This window comes from Desulfovibrio legallii (assembly GCF_900102485.1).
GTDB classification, from domain to species: domain Bacteria; phylum Desulfobacterota; class Desulfovibrionia; order Desulfovibrionales; family Desulfovibrionaceae; genus Desulfovibrio; species Desulfovibrio legallii_A.
Genome location: NZ_FNBX01000001.1, coordinates 251,668 through 266,624 on the forward strand (window position 1 = coordinate 251,668; position 14,957 = coordinate 266,624).

Annotated in this window: 16 protein-coding genes; 5 read left to right on the forward strand and 11 right to left on the reverse strand. The window is 67.7% G+C overall.

Annotated features, from left to right (window positions below):
- Positions 1–73: 73 nt before the first annotated feature.
- The 7 genes from BLS55_RS01115 to cobT form a co-directional block, all read right to left on the reverse strand.
- Positions 74–853 (reverse strand): sulfite exporter TauE/SafE family protein, encoded by a 780-nt coding sequence (locus BLS55_RS01115; protein WP_092152479.1) that lies wholly within the window; start codon positions 851–853, stop codon positions 74–76.
- 4 nt (positions 854–857) lie between these two features.
- Positions 858–1,205, reverse strand: coding sequence for a DMT family protein (locus tag BLS55_RS01120; protein WP_092152480.1), 348 nt, complete (start codon positions 1,203–1,205; stop codon positions 858–860).
- A 285-nt stretch (positions 1,206–1,490) separates the two neighbouring features.
- Positions 1,491–2,054, reverse strand: a complete 564-nt coding sequence (locus BLS55_RS01125) for a tetratricopeptide repeat protein (protein WP_092152481.1) — start codon at positions 2,052–2,054, stop codon at positions 1,491–1,493.
- Between the two features lie 257 nt (positions 2,055–2,311).
- Positions 2,312–3,145 carry a TatD family hydrolase gene (locus BLS55_RS01130; RefSeq protein ID WP_092152482.1) on the reverse strand — a complete coding sequence of 278 codons (834 nt, stop codon included), beginning with the start codon at positions 3,143–3,145 and terminating at the stop codon, positions 2,312–2,314.
- Positions 3,146–3,279: 134 nt separating this feature from the next.
- Positions 3,280–4,461 carry a sensor domain-containing diguanylate cyclase gene (locus BLS55_RS01135; protein ID WP_092152483.1) on the reverse strand — a complete coding sequence of 394 codons (1,182 nt, stop codon included), beginning with the start codon at positions 4,459–4,461 and terminating at the stop codon, positions 3,280–3,282.
- 121 nt (positions 4,462–4,582) lie between these two features.
- Positions 4,583–5,530: an ABC transporter ATP-binding protein gene (locus BLS55_RS01140; protein ID WP_092152484.1), complete on the reverse strand. Its 948-nt coding sequence runs from the start codon at positions 5,528–5,530 to the stop codon at positions 4,583–4,585.
- Positions 5,527–6,624, reverse strand: a complete 1,098-nt coding sequence (gene cobT, locus BLS55_RS01145) for a nicotinate-nucleotide--dimethylbenzimidazole phosphoribosyltransferase (RefSeq protein WP_092152485.1) — start codon at positions 6,622–6,624, stop codon at positions 5,527–5,529. Before cobT ends, BLS55_RS01140 begins: the two co-directional genes overlap by 4 nt.
- A 279-nt stretch (positions 6,625–6,903) precedes the next feature.
- Between cobT and BLS55_RS01150 the strand changes: the two genes are divergently transcribed.
- The 5 genes from BLS55_RS01150 (at position 6,904) to BLS55_RS01170 (ending at position 10,687) form a co-directional block, all read left to right on the forward strand.
- The gene (locus BLS55_RS01150; RefSeq protein WP_092152486.1) at positions 6,904–8,319 is read left to right on the forward strand and encodes a trypsin-like peptidase domain-containing protein; all 1,416 of its coding nucleotides are present in this window, start codon (positions 6,904–6,906) and stop codon (positions 8,317–8,319) included.
- 303 nt (positions 8,320–8,622) lie between these two features.
- Positions 8,623–8,811 carry a ferredoxin gene (locus BLS55_RS01155; RefSeq protein WP_092152487.1) on the forward strand — a complete coding sequence of 63 codons (189 nt, stop codon included), beginning with the start codon at positions 8,623–8,625 and terminating at the stop codon, positions 8,809–8,811.
- A 145-nt stretch (positions 8,812–8,956) separates the two neighbouring features.
- On the forward strand, positions 8,957–9,628 hold the full coding sequence (locus BLS55_RS01160) for a YkgJ family cysteine cluster protein (RefSeq protein ID WP_092152488.1): 672 nt from the start codon (positions 8,957–8,959) through the stop codon (positions 9,626–9,628).
- Positions 9,629–9,665: 37 nt separating this feature from the next.
- Positions 9,666–10,058 (forward strand): hypothetical protein, encoded by a 393-nt coding sequence (locus BLS55_RS01165; protein WP_092152489.1) that lies wholly within the window; start codon positions 9,666–9,668, stop codon positions 10,056–10,058.
- Entirely contained in the window at positions 10,055–10,687 is a 633-nt protein-coding gene (locus BLS55_RS01170) for a tetratricopeptide repeat protein (protein WP_092152490.1), read from the forward strand. The genes BLS55_RS01165 and BLS55_RS01170 overlap by 4 nt, the downstream gene beginning before the upstream one ends.
- 189 nt (positions 10,688–10,876) lie before the next feature.
- On the opposite strand, the gene proC is transcribed toward BLS55_RS01170, so the two are convergent.
- Genes proC through BLS55_RS01190 form a run of 4 tightly spaced genes read right to left on the reverse strand, consistent with a single transcriptional unit; the run spans position 10,877 to position 14,785 of the window.
- Positions 10,877–11,677, reverse strand: coding sequence for a pyrroline-5-carboxylate reductase (gene proC, locus BLS55_RS01175; RefSeq protein WP_092152491.1), 801 nt, complete (start codon positions 11,675–11,677; stop codon positions 10,877–10,879).
- Positions 11,678–11,682: 5 nt separating this feature from the next.
- A complete protein-coding gene (gene ndk, locus BLS55_RS01180) occupies positions 11,683–12,102 on the reverse strand; it encodes a nucleoside-diphosphate kinase (protein ID WP_092152492.1) in 420 nt (139 codons plus the stop codon).
- A gap of 3 nt (positions 12,103–12,105) precedes the next feature.
- A complete protein-coding gene (locus BLS55_RS01185) occupies positions 12,106–13,461 on the reverse strand; it encodes a divergent polysaccharide deacetylase family protein (RefSeq protein ID WP_092152493.1) in 1,356 nt (451 codons plus the stop codon).
- A gap of 10 nt (positions 13,462–13,471) precedes the next feature.
- On the reverse strand, positions 13,472–14,785 hold the full coding sequence (locus BLS55_RS01190) for a S41 family peptidase (RefSeq protein ID WP_092152540.1): 1,314 nt from the start codon (positions 14,783–14,785) through the stop codon (positions 13,472–13,474).
- Between the last annotated feature and the right edge of the window lie 172 nt (positions 14,786–14,957).

The window sequence follows — 14,957 nt, forward strand, 5'->3', positions numbered from 1 at the left end:
GCGCGGCCCTGCACGGCTCGCAACCTGAAGAAAAAAGGCGCATGCCGCGGCCGTCTGCCCGTGCGGCGCGGGGCTAGCCGCCGGGAGCGAGAAAATACTGCCAGAACAAAGAGACCAGCAGCAGGCTGAGCGAAACCACCAGAAAACGGCGCACGGCGCCGGGCCCCACCCGGATGGCCATACGGCTGCCCAGCCAGTTGCCCAGGCAGCAGGCTGCGGCCATGGGCAGCGCCAGCTTCCAGAGCACCACGCCGCTCAGGATGAAAACCAGAGCTCCGCCCAGGTTGGAGGCCAGGTTGAGCACCTTGGCCGTGGCCGAAGCCTGCATGAGGCCCATGCGCAGCACCCAGTGGAAGGCCAGGATGAGAAAACTGCCGGTGCCGGGGCCAAAGAAGCCGTCATACGCGCCCAGCAGCAGGCAGACCAAGGCAATGGGCAGCCAGAAGCGCGGGCCCTGCAAGGGCAGGGGCGGCAGGCTGCGGTCTTTTTTGGGCAGCAGGGTGGCGCAGAGGCCCACGGGCAGGAGGGCCACCAGGATTTTGCCCAGCAGGGCGGCGTCCAGCAGCAGGGTGAGGCGGGAGCCCGCCCAGGAGCCCAGCAGAGAAAAACCCAGGCCCGCCAGGGCTACGCGCCAGAGCACCAGGCGGCTGCGGGCGAAGTTGCCCAGGGCCACGCCGGTGCCCAGGCAGGCGCTGACCTTGTTGGCCCCCAGGGCCATGTGCGGGGGCACGCCGGTGAGCAGCAGCATGGGCATGGTCACCAGCCCGCCGCCGCCGGCAATGGCGTCGATAAAGCCGCCGCCCAGGGCCGCGGCCATGCCCGCCAGAAGGACGGGCAGCGTCAGTTCCCACATGGGATTACCACTTTTTAAAGATGACCCAGGCCGCCACTACAATGAGGGCGAAGCCCAGCACATGGTTCCAGCGCAGGGGTTCGTGCAGCCAGAGGACGGAAAAGGCCATGAATACGCTGAGCGAGATGACCTCCTGCACGGTTTTGAGCTCCGCTGCGGAAAAATAGCCGTAGCCGATGCGGTTGGCCGGCACCTGGAGGGTATACTCGAAGAAAGCGAGGCCCCAGCTGGTGAGGATGACCAGGGGCAGGGCCGCGCCCTTATAGCGCAGGTGCCCGTACCAGGCGAAGGTCATGAAGACGTTGGAGCAGAGCAAAAGCCCTACGGTAACAACGGGAACAGGCAGCTGCATGGCGACATCCGGAGGCTGCAATGGCGCGCGGAAGGTTGGCAGGGCGGCGCGGGGCGCGCGGCGCGTTGCCCTGCGGGGCGCGCTAACGGAACAGCTGGCTCTATAGCCGTTGGGGCGGAGCGCGTCAACGGGGAAAGGGCCTGCCGCGCAACCCCCAAAAAAAATCCCTGAAGGAACTTCAGGGATGGTGCACGGCGCGGCCCCTCCTGCGGAAGGATTTTCCGGCCCCGACGTCCACCGGGACCGGAAAATCGTATGGGGAGGGGAGGTTGTGCGGCGCAGCAGCTAGGCGGCCATGGTGTCGAACAGTTCCTTGGCGCTGGCGTTGCCTGGGTTGACGCCCAGCACGGTTTCCAGGTGCTGGCGGGCTTCGTCGCTGCGGCCCAGGTAGATAAGGCAGCCGGCCAGGGTAACGCGCACGGCTTCGGCCTCCACGCCGGTCTGCAGGGTGTCTTCCAGGTAGGGCAGGGCTTCTTCCACCCGGCCCAGCTGGTAGGCCTCGCGCACCAGGCAGTTGAGGGCCACCATGTTTTCGGCCGATTTGTGCAGGGCGCGGGCGAAATGGTCAAAGGCCTCTTCGTGCTTGCCCTGCTCCATGAGCACCAGGCCGATGCCGCAGAGGGCTTTGTCCGTTTCTTCCACGGTGGCGGCCTTCTGGTAGAGGACGAGGGCCTTGTCCAGCTCTGAGCGCTGCACGGCCACAGTGGCCAGGCCCATGTAGGGGGCGGCGCTCTGCGCGCCGCTGTTGGCGGCCTTGCGGTAGTATTCCTCGGCCTTGTCAAAATCGCCCATAAACAGGTAGCACTCGCCCAGTTCCTTGTTGATCTCGTAATCCAGCTGATTGCTCATGGTTTCCTCCCCAGCTCAGGCTGTTGTGTTCAGAACGCTCATTACGCTCATGGCGTGCTCTGGAGAATGCAGACTGCGTGCCAGAATAAAAAAATAATTGTAACTCAATGCGTTAGTTGTGAGCCCCTGCGGGAGGACGGGCCGCGTGGCGAGCAAAGGCCGCTTTGGCGCGCCAAAACCCTGGCGCGGACGGGCAAGTTTTGCCGGGGAGGGGCGGCGGGGTGCGCCCGCTGACCGGGGCGGCTCGGCTGATGTGGTCAGGCCAGGGCTTCCAGGCCGAAAAAGCGACGGGCGTTCTGGCCGCAGCGCTGCCAGAGCAGGGCCGGATCTTCGCCGCGCGCGGCGGCCAGGGCCTGGGCCGTGAAGACCGTGAAGGCCGGTTCGTTGCGCTGGCCGCGCCAGGGGTGGGGGGAGAGGTAAGGGGCGTCCGTCTCCAGCAGCAGGCGGTCGGCGGGGATCAGGGGCACGGCCTGGCGCAGCGCCTCATTGGCTTTGTAGGTGACGGGGCCGGGCACGGAAATGTGCCAGCCGTTGCGCACCAGGCGGCGGGCCAGATCCGGCCCTTTGCCGAAGCAGTGCCAGAGCAGAGGGTAGCCCGCAAAGCCGCGCGCCTCCAGCAGGGCCAGGGCTTCTTCCTCGGCGTCGCGGCAGTGGATGACCACCGGCAGGGCGCAGGCGCGGGCCAGGTCCAGTTGGTCGGCAAAGGCCTGAAACTGGATTTCGCGCGGGCAGTCCTGCCAGTGGAAGTCCAGGCCGATTTCGCCCACGGCCCGCAGGCGGGGCTCGGCGGCAAAGGCGGCGCGCATGGCCGCAAGGCAGGCCGGGGTGCAGTTTTGCCCTTCGCAGGGGTGGACGCCCAGGACAAAAAAGACCTCTGGATGGGCGTCGAACAGGCCGCGCCGGGCGGCAAAGGTTTCCGGCCCCTGAAAAATGTTGCCCACCTGGCTGAGGCCCACGGCCCTGGCGCGTTCCAGCACGGCTTCGCGGTCCTGGTCAAATTCTTCGCCGTCCAGATGGGCGTGGCTGTCCACGCCGCCGGGGGGCAGGGCCAGAGTCAGGGGATCCACACGGGTGACGGATTTTTTGGACATGGCTACCTCGCAACCGGGCTTTTTACCAACGCCCCGGCCGCAAGGCAAGGCCGCCGCCCCACGTCCTCTCGTGGCTGTGCCCCAAGGCCGCTGCCGTTTGAGGGGGCCGGGGGCGAGCGTCGTCTTCCGGGGCGTCAGGGCTGCGGTGTCGTTTCCCGCGGTTCTGTCTGCGGTTCTTTGCGGTTGCGTTTGTCGGCGTACATGCGGGCGTCGGCGCGGGTGAGGGTGGCGTGCAGGTCCGCGTCCTGGTCAGGGTCAAAGGCGGCCATGCCCCAGGCGAAGCTCAGGGGAAAGCCGGCGATGCTGACGTGCCGCGCCTTGACCTCCATGTCCAGGACGGCCTGGGCCACGCCTTCGGCGGTCATGCCGCGCAGCACGGCGACAAATTCGTCGCCGCCGATGCGGTAGGTTTGCCCTGTCCCCTGAAACTGCCGCACCAGCAGCCCGGCCAGGGTGCGGATGGCGGCGTCGCCCGCCGCGTGACCGCGCTGGTCGTTAATGGTTTTGAGCAGGTTGAGGTCGCAGTTCAGGAGGATGAGGCCTTTGGCCTCGCCCTGCGGATGCAGGCGGCGCATATCCAGCTCAAAGGCGTTGCGGTTGTTCACGCCGGTAAGCAGGTCCGTGTAGGCCAGGCGGCGATAAAGGGGTACGGCCAGCCGTCGCAGCAGCCAGGCCGTAATGGCGGCAATGCCCAGGGCGATGCAGCCCGTGGTCAGGAGGCTGTAGGAAAAGGAGCGGCGCATGCCCGTGGCGAAGCCGTCCAGATCGTATTCAATGACCAGCGCGCCGGGCGCGCCCCGGTCGCCGGGCACGGGCGCGCAGGCGGGGATGATTTTGCCCCAGGGGGTTTCCAGCACCTTGCCTTCGCGGACGGGATGGCCCTCCAGGCAGCGCTGCACCATGGGAAGAACCTCTGGCTCCAGCAATTCGCCGGGATGGCGGAAATCGTCGGCCTCGGGCGGCAGCCCGTCCACCACATAGATGACCCGGCCTTCCGCGTCGCGGCTGGCCGTGTACAGATGGCGCACGGCCGTGAGGTGGCGGGTGTTGGCGAGCATGCGGTGCGTGTTGCGGTAAAGGGGGCCGGATTCATCCGCGCGGCTGCGGATTTCGGTAAGGCTTGCGGGGGGAATGCGCGGGCGCAGCAGGCTGAAGATGGCCTCCGAGCGGTTGACCAGGGTAGCGGTCATGACCCTGGTGAGGGTGCGTTGAAAAATGTAGTGCGTGCTCAAGCCGGTGGCCAGGATGGCCGCCAGAACCACAAGCAGGATGCGGCGTTCCGTGCTGGAAAGAGAAGAGGAGGCGCTGTGCTGCATACGCGGTCCGGCAGGGCAGGTCTGAGCCGTCCTGGCGGACGGTATATTCGCATAGTCTATCGCCCAGGGGCAGGGAAGACAAGGGGGAACCGCCGTCCGCGCGTTTGGGATGGGGACGGATTCAGGCCAGGTGGCAACGCACGCGCCAGCCAGGGGCCAGGGCTTTCCACTCCGGGGGGCATTCCCGGCACAGGGGGCGGGCCTTGGGGCAGCGGGGGTGGAAAGGGCAGCCCGGAGGGGGATTGAGGGGACTTGGCAGTTCGCCTTCCAGGGGGCGGCCGCCCTTGCCGGGCATGGCCTCCGCCAGGGCGCGGCTGTAAGGGTGGGCCGCCCCCTTCAGGAGCGCGCTGGTGGGGGCTTCCTCCACCACCCGGCCTAGGTACATGACGGCCACCCGGGGGCAGAGAAAGTCCACCACGGCCAGATCGTGCGAGATGAAGAGGTAGGCGGGGCCAAAGCGTTCCCGCACGTCGCAGAGCAGGTTGAGCACCTGCGCCTGCACTGAGGCGTCCAGGGCGGAGACGGGCTCGTCGCAGACCACGACCTGCGGCTCTGTGGCCAGGGCCCTGGCCACAGCCACGCGCTGGCGTTGCCCGCCGGAAAACTGGTGCGGGTAGCGGCTGCCCGCATTTTCCAGCCCCACGGTGGCCAGCAGGGATGCGGCCCTGGCCTCCCGCTCCCTTCGGGGCACGCCCTGGGCGGCCAGAGGTTCCGCCACGGAGGCCAGCACCGTGAGCCGGGGGTTCAGGGAGGAGAAAGGGTCCTGAAACACCATCTGGATGCGCCCGGCGGCCCAGCTGGACGCGCCCGCCGGGGGCAGGGGCCGTTCCTCCAGCAGCACCTGGCCCGCCGTGGGGCGCAGCAGGCCGCAGGCCAGCCGCCCCAGCGTGGATTTGCCGCAGCCCGATTCGCCTACCAGCCCCAGGCTTTCCCCAGGGGCCAGGTTCAGGTCCACGCCGTCCACGGCCAGCAGGCTGCCCTGCGCGCCCCAGAGCCCGCGGCGGACGGCAAAGCGGCGGGTCACGCCCTCCAGGCGCAGCAGGGGGGCTTGGGCCGCGGCGGCCTTCACGCCAGCTTCTCCGCCACGCCGGCTTCGTCAAAGGTGGCCATATCGTTGAAAACGGCGGCAGCGCAGCGCAGCAGGTTGTAAGCCACGGCCCCGCCCGTGCCCTCGCCCAGGCGCATCTCCAGGCGCAGCAGGGGCGCGGGCAGCAGATCCGCCAGGCCGGCCGTCATGGCGGCGTGGCCCGGCTCGGCCGAAACGTGGGTGAGGAAGACCGCCGGGGCGGCCTCCGGCGCAATGCGCAGGGCCGCCAGGCAGGCCGCCGTGCAGATAAAGCCGTCTACCAGCACGGGCAGGCGTTCCCCTGCCGCGCCCAGCAGCAGCCCGGCCATGAGGGTCAGTTCAAAGCCGCCCAGGGCCGCCAGCGCGTCCACGGCGTCGCCTTCGCGCAGCAGGGCCGCGTTGGCCGCCAGGGCCTCGTGCAGCACGGCCGCCTTATGGCGCACCATGGCGGGGTCGGCCCCGGCCCCTGGTCCGGCCATGGCCTCCGGCGGCAGGCGGAGCAGGGCGCAGCCCAGGGCCGCGCCCGCCGTGGAATTGGCAATGCCCATTTCGCCCAGGCCCAGACAGCGGTAGCCGCGGCGGGCCAGCTCCCGCGCCAGGGCCGCGCCCTGGCGCAGGCCTTCCAGGCAGGTTTCCCGGCTCATGGCCGGGCCCCGGCTCATGTCCGCCGTGCCGTCGCCCAGGCGGCGGTCCAGCAGCATGGGGTGCGGCGCAAAGGGGCCGCCGGCGCAACCGGCGTCCACCACAAAAAGGTCCATGCCGCCGGTTTTGCACAGGGCGTTGACGGCCGCGCCGCCGCGCAGGAAATTGCGGACCATCTGGCGGGTCACGTCCTGGGGAAAGGGCGAGACCTGCCGGGCCGCCACGCCGTGGTCTCCGGCCACGGTGAGCATGACCGCCGGGGCCGCGCTCAAGGGGCGGCGGCCCTGCAAGGCGTACAGGCGGCGGGCCAGTTCTTCCAGGCGGCCCAGGCTGCCCTGGGGTTTGGTGAGGGAGTCCAGGCGGGCCTGGGCTTCGCGGGTGCGGCTTTCCAGAGTCTGTGGCTCCTCGGCGGGCAGATGCAGGCCGGGGGCGATGGCGTCAAGTGTTGTTGTCATGGGCTTTTCTGTAGCCTGTCGGCGCGGAGGGCGCAAGGGGCGACGGCCAGGGGCGGGCGGATCCGCACCGCACGGCCGGCGGCGCTCGCGCAGGGCGGCGGCCTGCGCTCTGCACAAGGCGCGGCAACGCTCCCGGCGCGGGGTTTTCGGCAACCCGGCGTGCGGGCCGGTCTGCAAAGCTGTGGGGGGAGTTCGTCGCGGCTTCCCCCTTTACGCGGGCGTGCGGCGTGCTTATGTACAAAAAGCACTCCATGCCACTCCGTTAAGGATAGAGCGACCATGTCCCGAACCTGCGCATTTCTGCCTTCCTCTCCCGCCGTCCCGGGCCGCCATGCCGCGCGCTGCCGGGGCGGCCTGCGGCTACGGCTTTTGCTGACGGCCTTGTTCTGCTTTCTGGCGGCCTGGCCCGCCGCGGCCGCGCCGGCGCCCGGCAGCCCCCGCTTCACGCCGGTGGTGCGGGTGGTGCAGGCCGTGGCCCCGGCCGTGGTCAACATCACCAGCACCCATGTGGTGGAGGGGCGGCGTTTTTCGCCTTTGGAACAGTTTTTCGGCTTTGGCATCCCCGGGCTGCCCGGTTTTGAGGAATTCGGCGGCGCGCCCCGGCGGCAGAAGCGGGTGAGCCTTGGTTCCGGCGTTATTGTGGACGGGGCCAGGGGCCTGGTGCTGACCAACGCCCACGTTATCGCCGGCGGGGACGAGATCATGGTCCACCTGCTGGACGGGCGGGAGTTTGCCGCCAAGGTGCGGGGAGCGGATTCCGATTTTGACATCGCCGTGCTGGAGCTGCGCGGCGCGCGCGATCTGCCCGCCGTGCGTCTGGGTGATTCCGACGACATCCTGCCCGGCGAAACGGTGGTGGCCATCGGCAACCCCTTTGGCTTCAACCACACGGTGACCACGGGCGTGGTTTCGGCCCTGGGGCGCACCATTCGCAGCAAAAACGGGGCCTTTACGGACCTGATCCAGACGGACGCGGCCATCAATCCCGGCAACAGCGGCGGCCCCCTGCTCAACCTGGACGGCGTGCTTATCGGCATCAACACGGCGGTAGACGCCAGGGCCGAGGGCATTGGCTTTGCCATCCCCAGCAATAAGGCCCGGCGGGTTATGGCCGATTTGCTGGGTCGGGGCCGGGTGGCCCCGCTCTGGCTGGGGCTGGATCTGCAGGATGTGGACAGCCGCGCGGCCATGGCCCTGGGGCTGCGCGAGGCCAGCGGCGTGCTGGTGACTCGCGTTTTTCCCGACACGCCCGCGGCCGGAGCGGGCCTGACGGCCGGGGACATTCTGGAGAGCGTTAACGGCGCGCCCGTGCGCGACAGGCGCGATTATGCGGATATTCTGCGCAACCAGACGGCGGGCACGCCCCTGCGGCTGCACCTGCGGCGCGACGGCGCGCCCCTTGAGCGCAGCGTGGCCCCTGCACCCTTTACCGACGCCGCGGCCCGCGAACTTATGGAACGGCGCTGGGGCTTTGACGCCGCCCAGAGCGGGCGGCAGGTGCGGGTGAGCCGGGTGCGGCAGGACGGACCGGCCGCCTTTTTGCGCCAGGGCGACGTGATTACGGCCGTGGGCGCGGCCGCCGTACACAGCCTGGAGGATCTTCTGCAGGCCTTTCGACGGGAACGTCTGGCCGGTCAGGTGCTCTTGCAGGTGGCGCGGGGGGGCAAAGGCTACTACGCGCGCCTGACGCCGTAACCGGGCCGGGCGGCCGGAATTTTTCTGTGCGGCGCGCGGCGGAACCCCCTATGGGGCCCTGCGCCCCCCATGAAAAAAGCGTGATTTTTCCACAGGGAAAAGCGTTTGAAATTTCAGAATGTTTTAGCCCCTTCATCAGCCGGGGGGATGGTCCTTCCGGCCAAAAAGCCTTGGCGCGCGCTGGGTTGCGGGCGGTCAGGGCTCGGCACTTGACAGGGTGGGGGGCTAAAGCTATCCATTGCACAAGCGGATTTTGGCCGCTGTACTACATGGGCAGAACTACTGCCAATCCGGGAGGACACCATGGGTTACAATGTGAATGTTGATGCTGAAAAGTGCGTGGGCTGTGGCGAATGTGTGGACGTTTGCCCCGTGGAAGTTTACGAGATCAAGGACGGCAAGTCCGAACCCGTGAACGCCGAAGAATGCCTGGGCTGTGAATCCTGTGTGGAAGTGTGCGAGGCCAGCGCCATCACCGTTGAGGAAAACTAGAATCCGACTGCGGTGGAATCGGCGGTCGCGCCTGTGGGCGCGCCCGTCCGCGGCACGGGGCGCAGTCCCTCGCCGATCCATTTGTTGAAGTGCCGCCCGGCGCGCGCGTCTGGCGGCATTTCCCTACTTTTGCCACAGGAACGTCATGATCCCAGATCTGAGCGCCATATTTGCCCGCTATGAGGCCCTGCGCCAGGAGGCCGACGGCCTCTTTGGCCGGGTGCGCGACCAGTACCCCCAATGCGTCGCCTGTAAAGAGGGCTGCAGCGATTGCTGTTACGCCCTGTTCGACCTCTCTCTGGTGGAGGCCATGTACGTCAACCGGGCCTTTGCGGCGCACTTTCCCCATGGCCCGGAGCGTTCGGCTGTGCTGGAGCGCGCCGCCGTGGCGGACCGCCAGGCTACGCGCCTTAAGCGCGACCTTTACCGGGCGGAAAAAGACGGCGAGGATCCCGGCCGCATCATGGAGCGCGCCGCCCACCTCAAGCTGCGCTGCCCCTTGCTGGGCGAGGATGAGCGCTGCCTGCTCTACGCGGCCCGGCCCATTACCTGCCGGGTTTACGGCGTGCCCACGGCCATCGCCGGTCAGGGGCATGTGTGCGGTTTTTCGGCCTTTGCCGCGGGCAAGGCCTATCCCACCATTCATATGGACAAAATCCAGCAAAGGCTGGAAGACCTGAGCCTGGACCTGGCCCGCGCAGTGCAGACCCGCTTTACCGAGCTGCACGAGGTTTATGTGCCCCTGTCCATGGCGCTGCTCACCCGCTACGACGAGGCCTACCTGGGCATTGGCCCGGCAAAGCCGGAGCAGGAGTGAGCGCGGCCCCGGCGCGGGCCTGACACAAGGAGTCGGCATGTTCGGCAATATTCCCGCAACGGTTTTTCGTGACGGCACGCCGCAGCGGCTTACGCCTGAAGAAGAAGCCCTTAAGCGCGAAATTTACGAAAAAATGCAGCCGCGCCGGCGCAAATTTGTGGACCGCATCGGCTACGACAACTGGGATCCTTTCCAGAAACCCAACGATCCCCTGGACCTGCGGACCGACGTGACCCGCCGGACCACCCAGCAACTGGTCAGCGAGTTTCTGCGCTATGCCTCCAGCAAGGGGACAGTGGGCAAGGACTACGCCAAAGGCGCCACGGAATGCGCCCTGGGCGTCATCAACAAGGACGACAAGTACCTGGGCATCTTTGAATTCTGCCTGTGGTACCATGATCTTCTGCAAAAAGAGGGGCACAGGCTATGAAAGCGCGTTACGACGACCTGGACGAATACATTGCGGACCTCAAGGCGGAAATCGCCCAGAATGAGCAGTGCGCCACCCACTACTACAATCTGGGACTGGCTTTGCTTACCAAGCGCGACTTCGTAGCCGCCGAGGAGGCCCTCCTCAACGCCGTGCGCAACTCGCCCCATCTGGCCGAAGCCTATGTGCAGCTGGGCGGCATTTGCCTGGAACGCGGCGACCTGGACGGCTGCCTGCGTTACAACGAAGAGGCCGCCAATTGCCGGGCCAAATTCCCCGTGCCCTGGAGCAACATCGCCTTTGTCCACCTGCAGCGCGGCGAACCGGACAAGGCCGTCACGGCGCTGAAAAAGGCCCTCAAGTGGGATCCGGATTTTGTTCAGGCCCAGAACGCCCTGGCCACCGCCTATTACATGCAGGGCGAGGTCCAGGCCGCCGAGGAGCAGTGCCGCAAAATCCTCGCAACCCACCCCGGCTTCGCCCCGGCCTGGAACAACCTGGCCCTGGCCCTCTTTGACCAGAACGACGCCCCTGCCGCCGCAGACGCCGCGCGCAAGGCTGTTGAGCTCGGTTTTGACGTGCCCCAGGGCTTCCGCGAGGAGCTGCGCGCCGCCGGGCAGGAAGTGTAGACGTAGGCGGCGGGTGCGGGAAGGGAGGCATATGGCCCTCTCCTTCAAAAAAACTTTTTTCTGCGCAGGGTGGCAAGCGTACCCTGCATGCCACTGCAAAGGCGCGGCCGGGAGGGATCCCGACCGCGCCTCTGGCATTTTTGGTGCGTGCGTCCGGCCGTGCCGCCGCCGGAGCGCCGGGGCGGGGCGTTACTCTTTTTCCATTTCGCGGCCGCGCTGGTCCGCAGCCAGGACGGCTTCCACCAGAAGGCCGGCAAGCCCTGCCTGGTCCAGAACGTTGACGCCGGCAATGGTCAGCCCCGCCGGGGAGCAGACTTCGTCGCGGAGCCGGATGAGGTGCTTGGGGCTTTTTTCGGCCATAAGGGCGGAGCCGGAAAAGAGAGCCACCACCATTTGCCGGGCCTCAGCGTGCTGCAGGCCCAGGGTGACGCCCGCCTGAACAAGCCCCTGCATCATGCCGAAGACATAGGCCGGGCCTGCGCCGATGAGGGCGGAAAAAGCGGTGAATCTGGCCTCCGGCAGGGTAACGCACAGACCCAGGCCGCCGAAGACCTGGAGCAGCAGATCCCGGACGTCGGGGCTGAGGGCGGGATCCTCAAAGCAGAAGGCGAACACGCCCTTGCCCACCAGGGCCGGCGTGTTGGGCATGCAGCGCACCACGGGGCAGCGGCCCTCCACGGCGGCGGTCAGCTTGGCCATGTTCACGCCCGCCGCTACGGAGACCAGCACCTTGTGGGGGGTGAGGGCCGGGCGCAGTTCTTCCAGCACGGCCGCCGCCTGGTACGGCTTGACGGCCAGCACGATGACGTCGGCCGCAGCGGCCACGGCCCGGGCGTCCGGCAGGGCGCGCACGCCCAGCGCTTCCAGGGGGCGCAGCTTTTCCCTGCTGCGGTTGCAGCCGCAGAGGTCATACGCCTTATGCCGGGCCAGGCCCGCCAGAATGGCCCCGCCCATATTGCCGCAACCCACACACCCCACGCTGATGCTCATGGTTTTTACTCCACAATTTCTAGTCCGTTAAAGAAATAGCCCAGCTCAAAAGCCGCGGTTTCGGGCGCGTCCGAGCCGTGCACGGCATTGGCCTCAAGGCTTTGGCCGTATTTGCTGCGCAGGGTGCCGGGCGCGGCCTTGGTCGGGTCCGTAGCGCCCATCAGGGCCCGCCAGCGGGCGATGGCGTCCTCGCCGCGCAGGGCTGCGCAGACCACCGGGCCTGAAGACATGTAGTCGGTCAGGCTGTCAAAAAAAGGCCGCTCGCGGTGCACGGCATAGAATTCGGCGGCCTGAAGTTTGGAAAGCCGCAGGCGCTTGAGGCCCACAATGCGCAGGCCCGCGGCTTCCATGGCGGCCAGGATCTCGCCGCAAAGGTTGCGGGCCACGGCGTCGGGCTTGACAATGGCAAAGGTGGTTTGTTGCATGGGTCACTCCTTGTTGGGGTGGATGGGGGGATGGGCGTAGTGCTGCCGCGCCCAGTGCCAGACAAGCCGCCGCAGGGGCACCAGGGCCACGCCGCCGGCGTCCGGCCAGGCGCGCAGGGCGGCCAGCGTTGCGCCATAGGGGTGGCCAATGGCCACGGCCCAGCCTTGCCGCCGCGCCGTACGGGCCGCCGCGTCCAGCGCCTGCAGCACGGCCCGCGTCTCCCGGCGCGTGTCCAGAAAAACGTCCCGCGCGACGGCGATCAGGCCCGCCTCCCGCGCGGCGGCGGCCAGCCGGGCCTGCGGACGGGTAACGCTGTCCAGCACCAGGTAGCCCCGGCCAGCCAGAAGGGCGCAAAGGCGGCGGCAGGCATCCGCATTGCCGGTAAAGGCCGAGCCCATGTGGTTGTTCAGGCCGATGGCCGTAGGCAGGCTCTGGAGGTCTTCTTCCAGGGTCAGGGAAAGGTGGTGGGCATCCATGTGGGTCAGCAGAGCCCCGCGCCCAGGGTCGGGCCGCCTGCCGTCCGGGCGGGGCAGGGCCTCCATAGGCAGGTGGACAAGGCTGTCCATGCGGCGCTCTTCAGCCAGGCGCGCGGTTTCCGCGGCCAGGGGCGCGTGGGGCCAGATGGCCAGGGTCACGGGAAAGGGCAGGGCCGCCAGGGCCTGGGCCGCTTCCAGGCTTTGGCCCATATCATCCATGACCACCGCCATGGCCGGCAGGGCCGGGGGCTGGGCCAGATCCATAAGGACGCCTTCGCGGCCAGGGAAATGAAAACTGTGGCTTGCCCGGCCGTTGACGCGGATTTCCAGTACGCCCGCGCGGCTCCAGACCACGTCCGGCACGCCGGCAGCGGGGGAAGCGGGCCAGGCCGTGGCCCGCACGGCCGCCAGCAACGCGAGCCCCAGACGGAGCGGCGCGCAGGGGCCGGTGACGGTGTAACGGCGTGGGGTAATGTCTTCCCGCAGGGGGAGGTCCGCCGGGGCGTCCTTGGGGGGCACAAGGGTGCGCTGCCAGCGCGCCCGCGGCAGAGCCAGGGGCAGGGTTTGCGCCACCAGGGCGTCCAGGCGGCCCATGGTGTCTGCCCTGGGCACGGTTGTGGGCAGAGGGGCAGGCCCCAGGAAGGGGGCGGCGTCCTGCGGCGGCCCCGACGGCGGCGGGGTGAAGAAAATCCAGACCAGCAGGAAGCACCCTGTCAGCCAGGCAAGCCCGCCCAGAAGCAGACGTGTGGAGGCCGCAAGGCCCGTGGCCGACAGCGCCGGGCCGAGACGATGGGCGGCCCGGCGAACGGGCTGCTGGCCGGGCCGGGCCGCCCCCCGGCAGATCCGGGCGTTGCGGGGAGCGGGGGAATCGTGCTGCCGCATGCCCTCTACCCTAGTTGCGCAGCTCCCGCATTCTGGGCAGGCCTTTGACCAGCTGCAGGCCCATGCGCAGCTGGTTGTCGCGGGCCATCTGCTCTTGCACGTCGCCCTTGCTGTCTTTGGCCTTGGCCGGTTTCTTGGCCTTGCCGTTCTCCAGGTGCCGGTTGAGGTCCTGCTCGCGCAGGAGGAAGCGGGCGTCCTTATCCTCGGCGCGGGGCTGCTCAAAGGGGATTTCCAGATCCGGCACAATGCCCTCGGCCTGGATGGAGCTGCCGTTGGGCGTGTAGTAGAGGGCCACGGTGAGCTTGAGGCCGGAGCCGTCGGCCAGGGGGATGATGTTCTGCACCGAGCCCTTGCCGAAGGAGCGTTCGCCCACGATGAGGGCGCGCTTCTGGTCGCGCAGCGCGCCGGCCACGATTTCCGAGGCCGAGGCGGAACCCGCGTTGATCAGCACCACCATTGGCACCCGCACGTCGCTGCTTTGCTTCTTTGCCGTGTAGACGCGCTCGGTATTCTCGCGGCGGCCCTTGATGGAGACGATGGTGCCCCCTTCAAGGAAAGCGTCGCTGACGTTGACGGCCTGGTCCAGCAGGCCGCCGGGATTGTTGCGCAGGTCCAGGACAATGCCTTTGAGGCCGCCCTGGGGTTTGCTTTCTTTTTCCGCGGCCTTGAGGGCCTCATGGAGCTCCTCGGTGGTGCGCTCGGAAAAGCGGGTGAGGCGCAGCCAGTAGTAGCCGTCCTCCAGTTTTTTGGATTTGACGCTGATGAGGGGGATGGCGTCGCGCACGATATGCACGGTCTGGGGAGATTTGGCGTCACTGTGCAGGATGGTGAGCTCCACTTCCGAACCTTTGGGGCCGCGGATGCGGGAGACCACTTCCTGCAAGGAAAGCTCCTGAGTGGCCTGGCCGTTGATGGAAAGGATCACGTCGCCGGACTGCAGCCCGGCGCGGAAGGCAGGGGTATCCTCAATGGGCGTGACCACGGTCACCTGGCCGTTTTCCATAGAGATTTCAATGCCCACGCCGAAAAATTCGCCGGAGGTGGTCTCCTGCATTTCTTTGTATTCATCGGCGCTCAGGAAGGTGGAGTGGGGGTCAAGCCCCTGCAGCATGCCTTTGACGGCGCCGTTGATGAGATCCGCCTGGGTGACGTCGCGTACATAATAGCGCTCCACCAGGTCGAGCACCTGGCTGAAGCGTTTGAGGGCCTCGTATTTGTTGGGGGCCTCTTTGGGCGGTTCCTTTTTGTCGGCACCCAGCGCGGGGCCGTGCAGAACGGTCAGTCCAAGGCACAACACAAGGCAGAAACGGGAAAAAACGCGCATGACCATGCTTACCCCACACGATGGGAATTTGACGCCGTGCCCCGTGGATAACGATGCGGGCGTACATCGGCGGATACTGACCCTTTTCAGCGCAAATTGCAACGGCGCGGGCACCACGGGGCCCATGCCCGCGCGGCTTTTGGACCGCCGGCTGACGCATTGCGCGCGCAAG

Bases quoted from the DNA above. Each gene is read 5' to 3' on its own strand.
- BLS55_RS01115 (WP_092152479.1), bottom strand. From the start codon at position 853: ATGTGGGAACTGACGCTGCCCGTCCTTCTGGCGGGCATGGCCGCGGCC.
- BLS55_RS01120 (WP_092152480.1), bottom strand. From the start codon at position 1,205: ATGCAGCTGCCTGTTCCCGTTGTTACCGTAGGGCTTTTGCTCTGCTCC.
- BLS55_RS01125 (WP_092152481.1), bottom strand. From the start codon at position 2,054: ATGAGCAATCAGCTGGATTACGAGATCAACAAGGAACTGGGCGAGTGC.
- BLS55_RS01130 (WP_092152482.1), bottom strand. From the start codon at position 3,145: ATGTCCAAAAAATCCGTCACCCGTGTGGATCCCCTGACTCTGGCCCTG.
- BLS55_RS01135 (WP_092152483.1), bottom strand. From the start codon at position 4,461: ATGCAGCACAGCGCCTCCTCTTCTCTTTCCAGCACGGAACGCCGCATC.
- cobT (WP_092152485.1), bottom strand. From the start codon at position 6,624: ATGACAACAACACTTGACGCCATCGCCCCCGGCCTGCATCTGCCCGCC.
- BLS55_RS01150 (WP_092152486.1), top strand. From the start codon at position 6,904: ATGTCCCGAACCTGCGCATTTCTGCCTTCCTCTCCCGCCGTCCCGGGC.
- BLS55_RS01155 (WP_092152487.1), top strand. From the start codon at position 8,623: ATGGGTTACAATGTGAATGTTGATGCTGAAAAGTGCGTGGGCTGTGGC.
- BLS55_RS01160 (WP_092152488.1), top strand. From the start codon at position 8,957: ATGATCCCAGATCTGAGCGCCATATTTGCCCGCTATGAGGCCCTGCGC.
- BLS55_RS01165 (WP_092152489.1), top strand. From the start codon at position 9,666: ATGTTCGGCAATATTCCCGCAACGGTTTTTCGTGACGGCACGCCGCAG.
- BLS55_RS01170 (WP_092152490.1), top strand. From the start codon at position 10,055: ATGAAAGCGCGTTACGACGACCTGGACGAATACATTGCGGACCTCAAG.
- proC (WP_092152491.1), bottom strand. From the start codon at position 11,677: ATGAGCATCAGCGTGGGGTGTGTGGGTTGCGGCAATATGGGCGGGGCC.
- ndk (WP_092152492.1), bottom strand. From the start codon at position 12,102: ATGCAACAAACCACCTTTGCCATTGTCAAGCCCGACGCCGTGGCCCGC.
- BLS55_RS01185 (WP_092152493.1), bottom strand. From the start codon at position 13,461: ATGCGGCAGCACGATTCCCCCGCTCCCCGCAACGCCCGGATCTGCCGG.
- BLS55_RS01190 (WP_092152540.1), bottom strand. From the start codon at position 14,785: ATGCGCGTTTTTTCCCGTTTCTGCCTTGTGTTGTGCCTTGGACTGACC.